This is a genomic window from Pseudomonas akapageensis, from assembly GCF_011355085.1.
GTDB lineage: Bacteria > Pseudomonadota > Gammaproteobacteria > Pseudomonadales > Pseudomonadaceae > Aquipseudomonas > Aquipseudomonas akapageensis.
The window spans coordinates 63,003-80,538 of the sequence record NZ_VXCP01000045.1; the positions used below are offsets into that span (position 1 = coordinate 63,003).

A 17,536-nucleotide genomic window follows, 5' to 3' on the forward strand; every position below is an offset into this window, starting at 1 on the left:
GATGGCTTTCTAAAGAAAAATTCATCTGCTTTCGGGCGCCTGTTCGTGCTCGGTCAAGCGTTTGATCAATGCGCGCTTGGCCTCCTCACGCGCCTTTCCCAAATCCCGGTAGCGTTGATCAAATTCGGCGCTGGTGAGATCGTCCTGTTGCTCCAGCAGTACGCTTTCACGCACTCGAAAAGGCTGCTCGGTGGTGGCGAAATCGATGGCGTATTTCTTCTCCAGGAACTCGATCCAGAAATCGCGCTCGGCAATGAAATCCTGCAGCTGCGCAGGTTCAGCGGTCAGGACCTCCTCGTAGGCGGCATCGAGATCTGCAGCAGAGATCCCGGCAATCGCTTCGTAGCGCATCGACCTGGGTTGCCCGGGTAACGCCAGCCGGTTGGCCAATCCCGTACGATAAGCAAGACTGACCTCTATTTCATCGACAGCGGGCACGCCCGCGATGACAGGGCGGGCGGCGATGTCCCGGCGGGCAATCTGCTCCAGTTTCTCCAGGCGAAACAGTCCATGGGCAATGACCAGCAGTGCGCTTGAGTCCTTTGATTCAAGGGCCTCGCAGAGTGCGTGGAACACCAGCGTCTTGACTTCCAGGGCGCTGAAATTCAGCAGAACGCTGTCCGAGCAACTTCGAGGGCTGGCTGCCAGCTCGAACAGAACCTTGCGCAACTTCGAGTTTGCAGAGGCTTTGTCGATGACTTCCCAGACGCGTCGCGTCAGGTCTTCACGGACTAACTGGAAGTCCGAGGTCGTGGTCAAGTCGCCGAACAGGCGCATGAAGTCCTGTGATCCAGGTTCCGCTGCCAGGCGTTTCCAGCGGTCCTGTCGTCGTGCCCACTGTGGATCATTGGGCTCGGGCAACCAGTACGCGCGCGCCGATTCGGGCGAGGGGTTATGGCGGTGGCCCCTGAAACCCACGCCGGTCCGCGCCTGGTAATCGGTGAGTCTTTCCAGCGAGGTGTCGGATAGCGGGTTGTCGTGCAGAACAATCTGCTGCACCTGGCGAGGGTCCGCGCTGAACAAGGTGTCGGGAAGTTCCCGAATCAGGTTATCGCGCAGGTCGACACTGACTAGGTCCAGGCGACTGAGCAAACCGGTGGGCAGGCGATCGATCCGGGTACCACGCAAACGCAGGATACGTAACAAATTGAGGTGGCTCACGTCCGGTACTTCACCAATGGGATTGAGGCTCAGGTTGAGCTCTTCGAGTCGACTGAGCCTGCTCAACGTGACGATATCCGCACTGTTCAGGCGAATTTGATTGGCTTGCAGGTTCAGCCCTCTGAGTTCGGTCATAAGCCCAATCATCGTTGGTAACGCGGTGAGTTCATTGTTGCTCAGATCCAGCCATTGAATACGGCTGAAGCACTGCATGAACCCCTGCGGGACATCACGCAGATTTGCATTGTGCAGATTCAGGTCGACGACATGGCTGAAGTCAGTCCCCGCCGGAAATTCTGGCAGTTGCCCGATCTGACTGCCTTCCAGGCTCAACCGATAGCCCAACAGGCTGCCGTCGGGGCGATCCAGGCGAGGGACCTGACGCCGCCAACAGCGCCTGAGCGTGTTGCCGACTTGTACGCGTTCAGGCATCTGTAGTGATGACGAAGCGACTGCTTCGTGCTCCCACCGGCTCAGTACCTTGTCGAGACGTTCGAATTCATGCTGACGACGCAGCAACGCCGTCCTTGCATTGGTCCCCCCAATGCGCAGTGATCTCAGCAGGTTATCGATCTGATTATCGGAAAAGTCCGGGTACAGTCGACGAGCCTGATCGACCAGCGACGTCCTGTTCGGCGTGGGGGCTCCACGGCCGCTCAAGGGGTAGCCAAGCTGACTGTCGCTCAGGCGCCGTGGTGCGTTGAACCAGCCGCGTTCTGCTGCCTGCCCCAGCATTTGTGCGGCTTGCCGGCGGTCTTCGGCCGCCAGCTGCGCCAGCGCCAGGCGCAGGTCATCCGCGGTTTCGGTGTCGGCAAGGACCACCGAGCCCAACAGGCTGGCGTACAGCCCATCGGGTCCGTCCATGGAAAACGTGAGAGGTTGCCTATCGGCACCGAAGGCCTGATACACAGCGCCGTTCTTGACCACAACGGGGCGCCAGGTGGCCGAGACATCGCCGATGCTGTCGATCAGCGTGCCGTCGAAGGATTGCTCGCGCACCTCGATCCAGGTGTTGCCTTCCCAGTCCGGCAGCTTATCAAGCAGGTGCAGCGCGAGTTTCTCGGTGTCCGGATTGCTCACCGAGTCGAGGTAGAACCCTTCAATGGCTCGATTGAGGCGGATTTCACGCAGGTGCTCTTGTGCCGCTTCGGCCATGCGCAGTGGTACGCGTAGCTCGGTGGTCAAGCGGACGCGTTCGGCTTCGGTGGCGGTTTCGATCAATTGCCTGGCCACGGGCAATGGCAGTCCCGGGAAGTCGCGGCACAGGGTCGCTTCGGCCCCTGGGGCTGGTTGGTTGCGTGCTTTATACAGGCTGTCGAACAGCGTTGGACGTAGTACCTTGGCGCGCGCGGTAATGTCCCGTACGGTCAAAGGATGCGGCTCATTCGTGCCTTCTGTGGACCCTGGGGCAGACTGCTGTGCATCGAGCACATCCCAGATATTGCTGAGCACACTGTCCGTGCGGATGTTGGCCAAAAGGCTTTCGGCACTGAGCGTCGGATTCGATGTCTCCAGCTGTTGGATGAAGCGATTGACCTGTCGATCCAGCTGCAAACGCGAGATCGTGTCGAGCAAAGCACCTGGAGGCTTCGCATTACAGAGATGAATTTGCCGAAGCGCGGTCTCATCCAGCCCCGTCACGGCCAGTGCCTGGTCGATAGACTCATTGTCAAGCGTCGCAAAACCAGTGCCCAGGCGTCGGAACAAGTAGTGGCTGCCTTGCCATTGCAGAGGGTTCTCAAGGACTGCCCGCCAGGCACCGGCACCGTTGTGCTCAAGTACGGGTGCATAGGCCTGCGCCCTGGCCGGGTGGCGGATACGCCATTTGCCCAGGTTTTCTTCGAAATAGACCGAATAGGTTTTACCGTCCATTTGTACATAGTGCTGGGAGCCAAGGTCGAGCAGGCCTTGCTCGCTTTCACTCGCTTCGGCAATCAGTGCCGGATCAACCTGGTAGGGTGCCAGGTCGAGGTGCCACAAGCGGCTCTGGCCCTCAGCGAGTTCAATTGGCAGCAACTCCTCGAAAAACCGTGAAGTGGCTGCCGTCGCCACACCGATCAATCCACCCAGGGCCACAACCTCCGCCACGCCGGTCAAGCGAGCAAGCGCTTCGTGTCGGTGCCCGTCCTGCCAGTCCTCGTAGCCGTGGTACACCTCACGCATCAGCTCGAATACGGTCACTCCCAGCACGATCTCCGCCAGGCCCGGGACGAAGAATGACGCCGCACTCAACAGGTTCAGGCCTACCGTCTGCGCTTGCTGACGTTTTTTCTGCAGGGTCTTGAGGTCTTCGTCTGCCGTCGGCACGGCCAGGAAGCGAGCATCGACCATGATTTTTTCCAGCGACAACCTGACCATTTCGTCGAACGTGTCGCCAGTAATGGCGTATGTACCCAAACGCAAAGAGGCCTTTTCCTTGAGCGCCTGTTCCAATTCCGGCAAAAAGCTCGGCATGTCTTTGCGCTGTACGAAGCGATAGAAAAAGCGTCGATAGTCCGCTTGCTCGAGACGCTCCTTCAGGTCGAGTTCGCAAGCATCCCAGGTGGCGAAGGTCTTGAGCGGAGAAAGCGGATCATCCGGGATGTACATGACCAGCGTTGAAAGCCGGTACTGCTGCTGGGCATAGAGGTCAAAGGTGCCTGTGGGTGTCCATGTCTCGAACAGCATGATGTTCGACAGCGGCTCTCCCAGCATGCTCAGGCGCTTGTGGCGAACCACGAGCCCGTCCAGGGTCACATCGGCATTCAGCTCGGTGGTCTCAAGCAACATTCGATACACCGGCCCGGGTATCTGCTGCTTGATGACCGCGATGTACGCCGCCACGGCCAGGTCATGGCGCATGCTGTCCTTGAGAACCGAGCGGACGCGCGCCTGCGCTTGAACTGCCGTTTCATGTGCACTGGCAGCCGGGTTGAAAACGGCATTCAAGTGCGCCTGATACTTGGCCCCCAGGTCCAGTGAACGGCACAGGTCGACGAATTGTTCGGGTTGGATCTGAACAGGCAATGGACGGTTATCGCTGCGCCCCAGGCGGCGCCACTCGGTAGCGCTCCAGGAACTGTCTTCCCGGGCTTCGAAATTATGCAACGCCGCTTGCAGCAGAGATTGTTTGAAGCTCTCGCTGCGATAATCACGATTGCCCACCGGGTGGAGATCCTTGACCACAAATGTCCTGCCCTGCAGGTAGTAGTCGCTGTAGATATTCAGCCCGTCTCCGAACTGCTTGCGCAACGCCTCGGTCAGGAGAGGTGCGGCGAATTCATGGATGCCACGCAGCCCCTTGAGCAATTGACGTACCTTGTTTTGACTCTGATGACTCAAAAGCAGGCTGTCGCTCAAGGCTTTCACTGCTGCCGGGTCGGCTGAGGTCAACCAGGCGGGCAGGTTCTGTCGCATCAAACGGTCATTGAAGGCCCCCGCAGATTCATCCTGCGGTACTGAGCCCGGAGAGTTGTCGGTTTGGGTCTGTACAAGCTTTGTCGAGTCGAACATAAGGCCGCTCCGTCATGTTTATGGAGCGACCAGCGTAAATTCATGTGTCCAGACAAAACCTATAACTATTTACCCGCGACGCGGTGCGTCGACCGGTGGGGTGCCATCGTGAAACAGCGTCTTCAGTTGTGCACGCAACTCCGGCGAATCGGTGTGTTTGTGCACGCTGACCGCATGCTGCGCGGCCGCATCGAGCAATTCGCTTTCGCTGTCCGCCGAAATGGCCACCGTGCAACGGGCGTCGCTCGGGAATTCGCGGCAGTCGATGTATTTGCGGGTCATGGTGTTCTCCTCATGCGAAGGCAGGTCGGGGGAGCCTGCAGGAACGACCGCTCGATGCGTTGCACGTCGCATGAGTGCCCTGATCTTTAAAGTATATCGCAGGGGGCCAGGCCAATCGCTCAATCGGAGCGGTGGTGATGGGGAGCCAGGGCGTGGTGGGGGTCCTTGTTCTGCAATCCGCCCTCCAGCCAGTGGAGGGTGGCGGCTTCTGCCCGGCGGATGAGGTCACCGGTTTGCGAGAAGTCATAGGTGTTGACGGCCAACGGGCACAAGGGTGGAACCACGATCAGTTCGCATCGATCGGCAAAACGATCGACATCGGCAAGTAGCCGGCTCATGGCCATTAGATTGAGCGCATGCATCACCAGGGCCAGCGCGCCGCGGGGCGGTGCCTGCAGCACACAGGGCGTGCCGGTCGGGATGATCACCAGCCGGGTCGCCCCCAGGGCAACCGCCGCGCAGATCGGGGTGCTGCTGGAGACGCAGCCGTCTATCAACGCCTGGCCGGCGATGGTCACGCGTGGAAATACTGCCGGGATGGCCGCGCTGGCAAGCAGTGCCTCTTCGACGTCCCCCGAAGACAGGATGACCTCGGTGCCATCGAGCGCGTCCGTTGCAACAACGTGACAGGGCAATGGGGCATCTTCGAGGCGTTTGTAGGGAAGTTGCGAGGCGATCAGCGTGCGCAGGGACAGGGGCACCGTGAAGTGATCGCGCCGGCCGAGCAGGCAAAGCAGGGTGCCCAATGCCGAAAATGGAAAGATATCGGTGCGGCGCAAGTTCATCCAGATCTGTTCCAGGCGTGCGATGCCGGATTCGTCCGGAGCGGCCGCGTAGTAGGCAGCGTTGATCGCCCCAACCGAGGCGCCGACGACAAAATCGGGCCTGATCTGCTCCCGGTTCAGCGCCTTGAGCATGCCGACCTGCACGGCGCCCAGGCTGCCACCGCCGGCCAGAACGAATGCGGTCTTGCGGGTTGCGGAGGTCATGGAGTCGCTCACGGGTTGAGTAGTGCAGTTGGTTTAAACATGCAATGCCGCCTCGATGCACAGGTTCTCCAGATCGCGCCCCACCGATACCGCCGCGACCAGTGCGCCTTTGCGAAAAAAGCGGGCAGTGAAGTCTCGCTGGGGCAGGCTGCCGTCGATCTGAACGTCATCCCAGCCGCCCGCGAAGCCGGTGTAGCGCAGGTCCAGGCCGTAGTGATGGGTCCAGAAGAACGGCACATCGGTGAATGCGTGCCCGCCGCCAAGCATATTGGCGGCAGCGGCCTGGCCCTGGCGCTGGGCATGAACCCAGTGCTCGACCCGAACCTGTTCGCCTGCCTGCCAATAGCGGGCTACATCGCCGGCGGCGTAGATGCCGGCGATTGACGTCTGTAGCGTCGCATCGACCAGGATGCCGTCATTGACCGCCAGCCCGGCCGCCATCGCCAGCTCCGTGCGCGGCGCAACCCCGGTTCCCAGAAGCAGTAATTGCGTGGCAATCGAGCTGCCGTCGGCCAGGGTGAGTACCTTGCCATCGAAACCCTGGACAGCCGATCCCAGATGGAAAATCACCCCCTGTTCCTTGTGCAACCCGGTGATGAAGGCACCCAGTTCGCGGCCCAGCACAGGCGCCATGGGGACCTCTTCGGGTGCCACCACATGCACTTCGAGCCCGCGCGTGCGCAGCGCTGCCGCCGCTTCCATGCCGATGAAGCCTGCGCCGATCAACGCCACCGACGTCGCGCCCTGACTTGCCTGGATAATGGCCTGGGCATCGGCCATCGAGCGCAGTACAAACACATTGGGCAGATCGAATCCCGGGATCGGCAAGCGCCGAGGCTGTGCGCCGGTGGAGATCAGCAGCGCGTCATAGCCCAGTGAGTCACCCGTTGCGGTCAGTACCTGGCGAGCCTGGGTGTCGATTGCGGTGACGTTGCAAGCCAGGCGCAGGTCTATCGCGTGGCCTGCGTAAAAATCCGCGCCCTGCAGCGGCATCCATTCTTCCTGGGCGGTGCCGGCCAGGTAGTCCTTGGACAAATTGGGGCGATCATAGGGCGCCTGGGTGTCTTCGCTGAGCATCGTCAATGCCCCTTGGTACCCCAACTCGCGCAGCCGATTGGCGGCGGCGAAGCCGGCAGCGCCGCCTCCGATGATCACGATCCGTTCAAGGTGGCGTTGTACTGCAGGCGACTGTGTGGGGGATTTGATCGTTTCCCCGGACCGCACGAACGCAGTCTGGCCGACAATCTCCACACGCCAGGTCGTCAGCGCCGCGAAGGCGGGCGCCCGCAGCGCAGCGCCTGTGCGCAGGCTGAAGCAGGCGTGATGCCAGGGGCAACGGATCTCATCACCGACCACGAAGCCGTCAGCCAGTGGCGCACCGTAGTGCGTGCAGTGCCCGCTGAGCGCATGCAGGCCGTCATCCAGGCGTACCAGCAGGGCAGGGCTGCCATCGACATGGCCTGGCAGTACGCCGGTGACCGGTATGTCGGCCAGCGGAACGCCTTTGGTCAGGTCCGGGCCGTCGGGGGAGGTGTTGGTGGAAGTCATCGTGCGGCTCCTTGGTATGGAAAATCCGCTGGTTTACAGCTGGCAGGTGCAGGGAGGCGTTGTCGATGATTGAGTATAGGCGACGCAAAAATGAAAAAAGCCCGGCGGGTCAGGCCGGGCTTTTGGGGCGGGTACTACAGAAGGGCAATTCATGCCTGGCGTTCGATCAGGCGATCGGAGCCACCCTCGGCAACACGGCGGTCGATCAGGCGATCCGAGCCACCTTCGGCAACACGGCGGTCGATCAGGCGATCGGAACCACCTTCGGCAACACGGCGGTCGATCAGGCGATCGGAACCACCTTCGGCAACACGGCGGTCAATCAGCCGATCGGAGCCACCTTCGGCGACGCGGCGGTCAATCAGGCGATCGGAGCCACCTTCGGCAACGCGACTTTCGATCAGGCGATCGAAGCCGCCTTCAGCGACGACCGGTTGAGCCGAAGTAGCAGCGAAAGCGTTGGCTGCCAGTACCGAGAAAGCAAAGCTGAGGATGAGTTGGCGTTTCATGGTGGTGTGCTCCGGGTGCTATGGGTTGGTATGGAGCAGATGTTACCCGACAGGATTTTTATGAGAATTTCATTGGGTCGATGGTGGAAATCGACGCGAGTGATGGTGGTTCAGATGGTCCGCGTTGCCTGAATCGCTGGCAAGCCAGCTCCCACAGAATCAAGCACCGTCGAACTCTGTGGGAGCTGGCTTGCCAGCGATGAGGCCAGATGGGCCAACCCAAGTCGCTGAACCCGTCTGGCGCAAGCTCAAGCTATCAGTTCTGGCTCACTCGATTGGCATCGAGCGCATTGGAGACCGCATTAACGAAGAGCGCCTGCTCGTCATACAGCGAGCTTGGCGTTTCGGCCTGTTTCCAGGTCGACCATTGCACGACCACAAGGTGTTCGGCGGGGTTGATCGCAATCGTCTGGCCGAAGATACCCAAGGCCCAGAAGGTTTGATTGCTGGTGCCGGTCTTCTTCGGTTCGGCGTTGGCATCCGGTGCCGGGGCGTTGAACCACCATTGATAGCCGTATTGCCCTTCGGGTGCGAAGTTGGTCACCGAGCCCTTGGCCTTGGTCCAGTGGGTCGAGCGTGCAACCCAGTCATCCGGCAGGATCTTCTCGCCGGAGGGCAGGTTCCCGCCGGTCATGACGAACTGACCGAAGCGGCCCCAGTCTCGCAGCGAGGCATTGAAGCCGTGGCCACCCATGTCCACCTTGTCTTTGACCAGGGCATGCCAGACGCCTTCCTGTTCCATGCCGAAGCGGCTCCAGACCCGACTTTCCAGGTACTTGGCAATGGTCATGCCGGTGGCGTTTTCCAGCACCCGACCCACCAGCCATGCACCACCGGTGTTGTACGACCAGACCTCGCCCGGCTTGACCCCCGGCTTGCGTTTCACCGATTTCACCAGGTTCAGCACACAGTCATAGGGTGCCGGTTTCGCTTCGCATTGGGTCATGTGGGAGAAGTCCGAATCCGCCGAGGCGTAGTTTTCGTCCCAGGCGACTCCTGAGGTGTGTTGCATCAACTGTTGCAGGGTCACGCCGTCCCAGGCTGTGCCTTTGAGTTCGGGAACATAAGTTGTGATCGGGTCGTCGACGGACTTGATCTTGCCTTCCTTGATTGCCACGCCGATCAGGACACTGACCACCGACTTGGCCACCGAACGAGAAGTCCAGAGCGTTTGCGCCGTATTGCCTTTGCCGTAATACTCGTAAGCAACTTTGCCATCTTTTAATATCAATAGACCGGTGGCACTTTGATTGGTCAGATAGTTGTCGAGATTATAGTTGACGCCATTCATCGAGTAATGAATGTCGGTCAGTTTCACGCTGGCTTCAGGCAGGGGGAATGGCTTGCTCTGTTGCGGGCTGAACACATCGCCCTCATACAAACGGTAGGAGTTGCGAAAGCCGATGACTCGAGCATCCTGGTCCCAGGTCAGCATGTTTTTGGGGTCTGGCAGTGTCTGGTCGAAGGGTTTTGGACATACCAGCAACCCCGGTACCTTGCACGCGGGCGCTTGCTCGGCAGCCATCACGGTGAATGTCTGACTCAAGCCGATGGTGGCGGCAACCAGCGCCAGGCGGGAAAGTTTATTCAATGATTGTTTTGTTGTTTGTTTTTTTATCATTATAAAATCCTCGGCATGCGAATAGGCAAACCTGGCTGGCTTGATTAATTGCATGGCGTCTTGGGGGTGGTTCTAAAAAGTTGTTGTTATGTGCGGTGAGTGGGTGTTGGCTCGAGAATAGCAGGTTGATTTATTTGTAAAAGAATAATAAATTACTGGCTAATATTAAAAAAACTAATACCTTGCGCTGAAGTGTTCATGTCCAGAGACCGGCTTCCTCCGCTCAACGCCGTCCGCGCCTTCGAGGCGGCTGCGCGCCTGGGCAGCTACGTTGCAGCCGCGCAAGCGCTGCATGTCACCCAGCCGGCCATCGGCCGCCATGTGAAAATCCTCGAGGACTGGCTGGGGGTAAAACTCTTCGACCGCAACGCTCGTGGCGTGACGCTGACGCAAGCGGGGCAGAAGTATTACCGGGCCACATCCCAAGCCTTGCAGATACTCACGGACGCCGGTACAGAAATGGACCAGCTCAAGCACGAGCGCTGGTTGAGAATCCTCTGTGTGCCGGCCTTTGCGTCTCGCTGGCTGACCCCGCAAATCAAACTGTTGCGCACGTTGCGCCCGGACCTGAAAATCGCCATCGAGCCCAATGCCTCCTTCACCGCGGTGGATGCCAGGCAGGCCGATCTTGGTATTGCCTTTGGCTTGCCCGGCGAGTTTTCGGGGGTAAAGGCGGTATTGATACGTCCCCCGGTATTTCCCGTGTGCTCCCCCGAGTATTTTGCCCATATGCAAGATCTCGTGAGCCCCGAAGATCTGGCGCAGTACAATCTTGTCCATGTCGATAACGGGAAGTGGTGGAACAGCTGGTTTGCAGCCCAGCACATCGACGTACGGGTCCATGCCGACACCTCCCATGTCAGCAATGATATCGCCCTGTCCGTGGCGCAGCGTGGCCATGGCATTGCCTTGGCCACCGAAGTGCTGGTCAAGCGTCAACTCAGCGAGGGAAGCCTGGTGCGCTGTGTCGACGCTGCCATGGACCTGGAAAGCTACCAGGTATTGACGCCGCAGCAGGAGGTGTCCGAGGACGTTGCCTGGTTTATCGATTGGATAACCGGTGCGTTGCGGGAGGAGTTTCCGGGGGCGGTTGTTTGATGATGGCCTGTTGTTTTTTTATTGTTTGTGAGGGCCTCATCGCGGGCAAGCCCGCTCCCACAGGGGCAGGCGTTGTACATTCCCTGTGGGAGCTGGCTTGCCAGCGATGAGGCCATCCTATTCACCTCAAACCATGGCCTTCAACCGCCAAAGCCCGACAATCAGCAACACCAGCGCCGCCACCGCCGTCACCGTGCGTACATGGTTCCAGCGCGTCCAGGTCACCACATAGTCTCCCCAGAACCCCGCCGCCTCTGAGCTCGAGGCATCGAGCTTGGCCAGCGCATTGTTGCGCGGCACATTGAAGGCCATGGTCACCACCACATTACCGACCAGGTAAAGCAAGCCCGCGGCCAACAGGAAGTAACTTCCAGGATTCTGCAAACTTATCAGGGCATAAATGACCAGAATCCCGCAAGCCGCCGCCGTGCTGAGAAATATCGCGAGAAACATGGGGTTGAGCACCGTCACATTGATCGCCTGCATGGCCGCAATGCCACTGGGTGCAGGGATCTGCGCCAGGGCCTTCATCACGAAATTGGAGAAGGCGTAGAACAATCCGGCCATGAGGCCGCAGCCCAGGGCTGCGAAGAGGGTCACCAGGTACAGCAATAAGTCGAGAAAGGACATGGGCTTGGCCTTCGCGTGATGGGGGCAATGGATTGACGAGGCACAAACTGCTCGACTCCTTGCGCCCATCCACCAAGCATAGCTAGTCGATGTACGGCGGTGGATTCATCGCTGGCAAGTCGAGTCGTCGCACCGCAGCTCCCACAGAGTAAATGCAAATCCAGGGATCGCCGCCGTACCTGTGGGAGCGGGCTTGCCCGCGATTGACCGCAAAGCGGTCAGCGTTTACCCATGGAGCGGCGGGTACCGTTCGGCGCGCGGCCCGGGGTCTTGTCGTGATTGGATTTGCCGGCACCGGGGTAGCGTGGCTGATTCTGCTTCAAGGCTTCGGCAAAGGCAGCCGGCTTGAACGGGAAGCTGAACGCGGGAATGCCGGGCTGGCTGTCACCGCTGCTTTCTTCAGAGGTAGGTTCGACAGGCGGCTGGTGATCGACAGACATGAAACGCTCCGGGAAGTACAAGGTAGTCGGCGCACACAATAGGGGCGCCCAAGGCGCGGCAGTATACCTGTACAACAACCGGGCGGCTCTGGTGGCGTGCAGATGCAGGCGCAATCCTGACTGATGGCAAGTAGAATCGCGCTATAGAACGCGATTTCGAGGTTGCAGCGGTGGATTTACAGCAAGGCTTCCTGTTGACCCGGCATTGGCGCGATACGCCTGCCGGCACGGAAGTCGAATTCTGGTTGGCAACCGATGACGGCCCCCGGCATATCCGCCTTCCATACCAGAGTTCGGTGGCCTTTGTGCCTGCCGGGCTACGCGCCCAGGTCGAAGCACTGGTGCACGGCGAGCGTGACGTCGAACTGCGCCCGCTGGATTTGTGCGATTTCCAGCATCGGCCCGTGCTTGGCCTGTATTGCCGGCAGCACCGGCAGTTGATGCACATCGAGACCCTGCTGCGAAATGCCGGCATCGATGTCTTCGAAGCCGATATCCGCCCGCCGGAACGCTACTTGATGGAGCGCTTCATTACCGCGCCCGTGGCCTTCAGTGGCACGCCAAATGCGGACGGCCCGCTGCTCGACGCGCAAATGAAGCCGGCACCGGACTACCGTCCCCGGCTGAAACTGGTTTCCCTGGACATCGAGACCAACGCCCACGGTGACCTGTACTCCATTGCGCTCGAAGGTTGCGGTCAACGCCAGGTCTACATGCTGGGGCCGGCAAACGGCACGGACGCCGAAGTCGATTTTCAGCTCGATTACTGCGACAGCCGTGGGCAATTGCTGGAAAGACTCAACGATTGGCTCGCCCGGCATGACCCCGATGCGATCATCGGCTGGAATCTGGTGCAGTTCGACTTGCGCGTATTGCGCGAACACGCCCAGCGCCTGAAAGTCCCGCTGCGCCTCGGTCGTGGTGGCGATGTGATGGGCTGGCGCGAACATGGTGCGCGCAACAACCACTACTTCGCCGCGGCTGCCGGGCGGCTGATCATCGACGGGATCGAGGCACTGCGCTCGGCGACCTGGAGCTTTCCCTCGTTCAGCCTGGAAAACGTCGCGCAAACCTTGCTGGGCGAGGGCAAGTCAATCGATAACCCGTACCAGCGCATGGACGAAATCGACCGCATGTTCGCCGAGGACAAGCCCGCCCTGGCGCGCTACAACCTCAAGGATTGCGAGCTGGTGACGCGGATCTTCGCCAGGACCGAACTGCTGACCTTCCTGCTCGAGCGCGCTACCGTCACCGGCTTGCCCGCCGATCGCAGTGGTGGCTCGGTCGCGGCGTTCACGCACCTGTACATGCCACTGATGCATCGCCAGGGTTTCGTGGCTCCGAACCTGGGCGACAAGCCACCCCAGGCCAGCCCTGGCGGCTTCGTGATGGATTCTCGGCCCGGGTTGTATGAGTCGGTGCTGGTGCTCGACTACAAGAGCCTGTACCCGTCGATCATCCGCACATTCCTGATCGATCCGGTAGGACTGATCGAAGGGCTGCGCCATCCTGACGACGCCGAGTCGGTACCGGGTTTTCGCGGGGCGCGTTTCTCCCGCACGCGCCACTGTTTGCCGGCCATTGTCGAGCGTGTCTGGCAGGGCAGGGAGGCGGCCAAGCGTGAACACAACCCGCCACTCTCCCAGGCGCTGAAGATCATCATGAATGCGTTCTACGGCGTGCTGGGCTCCAGCGGTTGCCGCTTCTTCGACACGCGCCTGGCCTCGTCCATTACCCTGCGTGGCCACGAGATCATGCGCAGGACCCGCCAGTTGATCGAAGCCCAGGGGTTTGCCGTGATCTACGGCGACACCGACTCCACCTTCGTCTGGCTCAAGGGCGCGCACGACGAAGAAGAGGCGACGCGCATCGGCCGTGCGCTGGTGCAGCACGTGAACCAGTGGTGGCGTGACCACCTGCAACGGGAGTTCGGCCTGAAAAGTGCGCTGGAGCTGCAGTTCGAAACCCACTTCCGGCGTTTTCTGATGCCGACCATCCGCGGCGCCGAAGAGGGCAGCAAGAAGCGCTACGCCGGGCTGGTCAGGCGGGCCGATGGCAGCGAGGAGATGGTCTACAAGGGCCTGGAAACCGTGCGCACCGACTGGTCGCCCCTGGCCCGGCAGTTCCAGCAGGAGCTGTACCTGCGCATCTTCCATCGCCAGCCTTACCAGGATTATGTGCGCGATTACGTGCGCCGGACCCTGGCCGGTGAACTCGATGAGCTGTTGATCTACCGCAAGCGCCTGCGCCGGCAACTGGGCGACTACTTGCGCAACGTACCGCCCCATGTGCGCGCGGCGCGCATTGCCGACCAGTACAACGACCAGCAGGGGCGCCCGCGCCAGTACCAGAATGGTGGGTGGATCAGTTATGTGATCACCGTCGCCGGGCCCGAGCCGCTGGAGACCCGTAGTGCGCCGATCGACTATGACCACTACGTGACGCGTCAGCTGCAGCCGGTGGCCGATGCCATCCTGCCGTTTGTGCAGGATGATTTCAGTACGTTGATCGGTGGGCAGTTGGGGTTGTTCTAAACCCTACGCCCTCGTTCCCACGCAGAGCGTGGGAACGAGGGCTCAAACCAACAGGCGCAAGGTCTCGAACAGCTGTCGGTCTTCCTTTTTCGCCGAACGGGCATGGCGTTTGATGACCTCCAGCAGGCACTCGGTAAAACACACCGCCGCATTGCTGAGCGCGCCATTGCGACGTGTGACGATGCTCAGCTGCCGGGGTTCGAACTGTTCGGCCAGACGCAGGCACGCCAGGCGCCCGAGAAAGGGCGGGGCGGTACCGAGGATGGCGGGTCCCCAGGTACACATGTCGGCCCGCTCGACCAACATCTGCAACATCGCCAATGAATGGGCGCGCACGATGCGTTCTTCATCGATCTGAGCACCGTGCTTCCAGAACAGCTCCTGCATGAGCGCAGCGTGCCCGTCCGGGGCATAGTTCAAGGTCCATGGCTGGTCGAGCAGATCATGGATCGAACGCACGCCCTGGCGTGGATGGCCCTGGCGCACCAGCACCGAGGTCTGGTAGTCGAGCAGGGGTTGGCAGGCAAACTCCTGGGTCGCTTGCGACAGGTGCAGCTGACCGATGGCGAAATCCATGCTGCCATCCCGCAGCAGCGGTTGGGCCACTGCCATCAGGCTCTCGAACAACTCCAGCTTGACCTCCGGCATCCGCGCCCGAAACGCCAGGACCACATCGGGCAGGAAGGTCAGGGCGACCCAGGGCGTGATCCCGACGCACAGCCGCCCCTTGGCCTGGCCACGCAAGTGGTCGAGTTCGGTCTGTGCATGCTCCAGCTGCTTGAGCACCAGCCTGGCGTGGGTCAGCAGCACCTTGCCATATTCGGTGAAGTTCAGGCCGCTGGGGGTGCGGATGAACAGCGGCAACTGTTGCGCGGTTTCCAGCTCGCGCAGGGCACGGGTGACCGCTGCCTGGGAGATGCCCAGGGAGCGCGCGGCGGCGCGGATGCTGCCGCTCTCGGCGCTGGCGATCAATGCTTGCAGTTGATGCAACTTCATCAGCTTACCCACCCGACAACGAATGGTTGTCATCATAACCAAACTGCGCCTCCCCAGCATGTCGACGCTTGCCTAAGATCGAACCCGTCAGCGCCCTGGATTCGCTGAACCTGTCGAGGAGTACAACCATGAATGCCGGCAACGTCCTGCCCGGGATCGCAGCGCTGGAGGATGAAATGATCGTCCTGCGCCGACGCATCCACGCCCATCCCGAGTTGGGTTTTGAAGAGTTCAACACCAGCGAACTGGTGGCCGCTTGCCTGGCCGAGTGGGGGTTCCAGGTCAGCACCGGGGTGGGCAGGACCGGTGTGGTCGCCACCCTGAAAAACGGCGAGGGACGTTCGCTCGGGCTGCGCGCGGACATGGATGCGTTGCCTATCCAGGAAACCACCGGCTTGCCCTACGCCAGCCGCATCGATGGTGTGATGCATGCCTGCGGCCACGACGGTCATACGGCCACCCTGCTGGCGGCAGGCAAGTACCTGGCGCAATCGCGTGGGTTCAAGGGCACGCTTCACCTGATTTTCCAGCCGGCCGAAGAAGGGCTGGGTGGCGCCAGGAAGATGCTCGAAGATGGCCTGTTCGAACGCTTCCCCTGCGACGCGATTTTTGCCATGCACAATGTACCGGGGCATCCCGCCGGGCATCTGGGTTTCTACAGCGGACCCTTCATGGCATCTGCCGACAGCGTGACCATCACGGTCATCGGCACTGGCGGCCATGGCGCGGTGCCGCACAAGGCCATCGACCCGGTGGTGGTGTGTTCGTCCATCGTGATGGCGCTGCAAAGCATCGTCTCGCGCAACGTCGATCCCCAGGAAATGGCCATCATCACGGTGGGTTCCATTCACGCCGGCGTCGCCTCGAATGTCATCCCCGCGTCCGCCGAGATGCGCTTGAGCGTGCGCGCCCTGACCCCTGAGGTGCGTCGAGTGCTCGAGTCGAGGATTACCGAACTGGCACAGGGACAAGCCGCCAGCTTCGGCGCACAGGTGCAGGTCGATTATCAGCATTGCCATCCGGTGCTGATCAACCACCCGGAACCAACCGCCTTTGCCCGCGAGGTCGCCCGCGACTGGCTCGGCGAGGGGCAGTTGATCGACAACTTGCGGCCGTTCACGGCCAGCGAGGACTTTGCCTTCATGTTGGCGCAATGCCCTGGTAGCTACCTGGTGATCGGCAACGGTCAGGGCGACAGCAGTTGTTTGCTGCACAACCCCGGATATGACTTCAACGATGCGTGCCTGTCGGTGGGTGCGAGTTACTGGGTCAAATTGGTCGAACGCTTTCTGAGCCCTGCGGGCCACTAGAGGACAACAACAATGAACAAGATGATTGCGGCTGTTTCACTGGCATTTTTGACGGCGTCGACCCTGGCCGGGGCGGCCGACTGGTCTGGCAAGGAACTGAAGCTGGGCGTCGATCCGACCTATCCACCGCTGGAATACAAAAACCAGGACGGCCAACTGGCCGGTTTCGGCATCGACATCGCCGAAGCGCTCTGCCAGGAACTCAAGGCCCGTTGCATCTGGGTGGAAAGCAGCTGGGACGGGATGATTCCCGGGCTGCTGGCGCGCAAGTTCGATGCCATTGCCTCGTCGATGACCATCACGCCCAAGCGCATGGAAAAGATTGCCTTCACCGACAGGATTTCCAATGCACCGACGCGCCTGGTGGCCAGGCGCGGTTCGGGCTTGCTGCCCAGCGTCGAATCACTCCAGGGCAAACGCGTAGGCGTGGAGCAGGGCTCGACCCAGGAAGCCTATGCAAAAGCCGTCTGGGGTTCGAAGGGGGTCGAAATCCTGTCCTATCAGAACCAGGACCAGGTCTATGCCGACCTGGTGGTCGGGCGGCTGGACGCATCATTGCAGGGGGCGATTCAAGCCAGTCACGGGTTTCTGGATAAAGCCCAGGGCAAGGACTTCGAATTCGCCGGCGACACCATGAATGAGCCGACTTTCTTCGGTGTGGGCGATGGCATCGGCGTGCGCAAGGACGACGTGGCCTTGCGTGAAGATTTGAACAAGGCTCTGGCGACCATTCTTGCCAACGGCACGTATGCGCGGATCAACCAGAAGTATTTTGATTTTGATGTTTATGGGGTGAAGTAGTAAGCAGGTACGGCCTCATCGCTGGCAAGCCAGCTCCCACAGGGTTCAGGTGTGTACACAAGATGTATGCCTGGCCGATAACTTGTGGGAGCGGGCTTGCCCGCGATCGACCGCGAAGCGGTCGC

The 17,536-nt window shown here is 60.7% G+C and carries 12 protein-coding genes and 1 pseudogene; 4 read left to right on the top strand and 9 right to left on the bottom strand.

The window, feature by feature from the left end:
* Positions 1-21: 21 nt before the first annotated feature.
* From F2S13_RS24930 to F2S13_RS24955, 6 genes and pseudogenes are all read right to left on the bottom strand, one after another.
* Positions 22-4,557: an NEL-type E3 ubiquitin ligase domain-containing protein gene (locus tag F2S13_RS24930; RefSeq protein WP_166365899.1), complete on the bottom strand. Its 4,536-nt coding sequence runs from the start codon at positions 4,555-4,557 to the stop codon at positions 22-24.
* Positions 4,558-4,722: 165 nt separating this feature from the next.
* Positions 4,723-4,935 (bottom strand): DUF1059 domain-containing protein, encoded by a 213-nt coding sequence (locus tag F2S13_RS24935; RefSeq protein ID WP_166365901.1) that lies wholly within the window; start codon positions 4,933-4,935, stop codon positions 4,723-4,725.
* 119 nt (positions 4,936-5,054) lie between these two features.
* Entirely contained in the window at positions 5,055-5,924 is an 870-nt protein-coding gene (locus tag F2S13_RS24940; RefSeq protein WP_166365903.1) for a patatin-like phospholipase family protein, read from the bottom strand.
* Between the two features lie 33 nt (positions 5,925-5,957).
* The gene (locus F2S13_RS24945) at positions 5,958-7,472 is read right to left on the bottom strand and encodes an FAD-dependent oxidoreductase (protein WP_166365905.1); all 1,515 of its coding nucleotides are present in this window, start codon (positions 7,470-7,472) and stop codon (positions 5,958-5,960) included.
* Positions 7,473-7,627: 155 nt separating this feature from the next.
* Positions 7,628-7,981, bottom strand: a pseudogene (locus F2S13_RS24950) (phage infection protein); the annotation flags it as partial.
* Positions 7,982-8,237: 256 nt separating this feature from the next.
* Complete coding sequence (locus F2S13_RS24955) at positions 8,238-9,572, bottom strand: serine hydrolase domain-containing protein (protein ID WP_246238001.1); 1,335 nt, start codon at positions 9,570-9,572, stop codon at positions 8,238-8,240.
* Between the two features lie 228 nt (positions 9,573-9,800).
* On the opposite strand from F2S13_RS24955, the gene F2S13_RS24960 reads away from it, so the two are divergent.
* A complete protein-coding gene (locus F2S13_RS24960; protein ID WP_166365911.1) occupies positions 9,801-10,700 on the top strand; it encodes a LysR substrate-binding domain-containing protein in 900 nt (299 codons plus the stop codon).
* 126 nt (positions 10,701-10,826) lie between these two features.
* On the opposite strand, the gene F2S13_RS24965 is transcribed toward F2S13_RS24960, so the two are convergent.
* Together F2S13_RS24965 and F2S13_RS24970 are read right to left on the bottom strand one after the other, a co-directional pair.
* A complete protein-coding gene (locus F2S13_RS24965; protein ID WP_166365913.1) occupies positions 10,827-11,330 on the bottom strand; it encodes an anthrone oxygenase family protein in 504 nt (167 codons plus the stop codon).
* 218 nt (positions 11,331-11,548) lie between these two features.
* The gene (locus F2S13_RS24970; RefSeq protein ID WP_166365915.1) at positions 11,549-11,770 is read right to left on the bottom strand and encodes a hypothetical protein; all 222 of its coding nucleotides are present in this window, start codon (positions 11,768-11,770) and stop codon (positions 11,549-11,551) included.
* 170 nt (positions 11,771-11,940) lie between these two features.
* On the opposite strand from F2S13_RS24970, the gene F2S13_RS24975 reads away from it, so the two are divergent.
* On the top strand, positions 11,941-14,304 hold the full coding sequence (locus tag F2S13_RS24975; RefSeq protein WP_166365917.1) for a DNA polymerase II: 2,364 nt from the start codon (positions 11,941-11,943) through the stop codon (positions 14,302-14,304).
* 42 nt (positions 14,305-14,346) lie between these two features.
* On the opposite strand, the gene F2S13_RS24980 is transcribed toward F2S13_RS24975, so the two are convergent.
* Positions 14,347-15,336, bottom strand: coding sequence for a LysR family transcriptional regulator (locus F2S13_RS24980; protein ID WP_166365919.1), 990 nt, complete (start codon positions 15,334-15,336; stop codon positions 14,347-14,349).
* A gap of 92 nt (positions 15,337-15,428) precedes the next feature.
* Between F2S13_RS24980 and F2S13_RS24985 the strand changes: the two genes are divergently transcribed.
* Positions 15,429-16,610 (top strand): M20 aminoacylase family protein, encoded by a 1,182-nt coding sequence (locus F2S13_RS24985; RefSeq protein ID WP_166365921.1) that lies wholly within the window; start codon positions 15,429-15,431, stop codon positions 16,608-16,610.
* 12 nt (positions 16,611-16,622) lie between these two features.
* Entirely contained in the window at positions 16,623-17,411 is a 789-nt protein-coding gene (locus tag F2S13_RS24990) for an ABC transporter substrate-binding protein (protein ID WP_166365923.1), read from the top strand.
* Positions 17,412-17,536 lie beyond the last annotated feature (125 nt).

What these genes read in the sequence shown, in the direction of transcription:
- F2S13_RS24930 (WP_166365899.1), bottom strand. Translation starts at nt 4,557, where the DNA reads ATGCGACAGAACCTGCCCGCCTGGTTGACCTCAGCCGACCCGGCAGCA.
- F2S13_RS24935 (WP_166365901.1), bottom strand. Translation starts at nt 4,935, where the DNA reads ATGACCCGCAAATACATCGACTGCCGCGAATTCCCGAGCGACGCCCGT.
- F2S13_RS24940 (WP_166365903.1), bottom strand. Translation starts at nt 5,924, where the DNA reads ATGACCTCCGCAACCCGCAAGACCGCATTCGTTCTGGCCGGCGGTGGC.
- F2S13_RS24945 (WP_166365905.1), bottom strand. Translation starts at nt 7,472, where the DNA reads ATGACTTCCACCAACACCTCCCCCGACGGCCCGGACCTGACCAAAGGC.
- F2S13_RS24960 (WP_166365911.1), top strand. Translation starts at nt 9,801, where the DNA reads ATGTCCAGAGACCGGCTTCCTCCGCTCAACGCCGTCCGCGCCTTCGAG.
- F2S13_RS24965 (WP_166365913.1), bottom strand. Translation starts at nt 11,330, where the DNA reads ATGTCCTTTCTCGACTTATTGCTGTACCTGGTGACCCTCTTCGCAGCC.
- F2S13_RS24970 (WP_166365915.1), bottom strand. Translation starts at nt 11,770, where the DNA reads ATGTCTGTCGATCACCAGCCGCCTGTCGAACCTACCTCTGAAGAAAGC.
- F2S13_RS24980 (WP_166365919.1), bottom strand. Translation starts at nt 15,336, where the DNA reads ATGATGACAACCATTCGTTGTCGGGTGGGTAAGCTGATGAAGTTGCAT.
- F2S13_RS24985 (WP_166365921.1), top strand. Translation starts at nt 15,429, where the DNA reads ATGAATGCCGGCAACGTCCTGCCCGGGATCGCAGCGCTGGAGGATGAA.
- F2S13_RS24990 (WP_166365923.1), top strand. Translation starts at nt 16,623, where the DNA reads ATGAACAAGATGATTGCGGCTGTTTCACTGGCATTTTTGACGGCGTCG.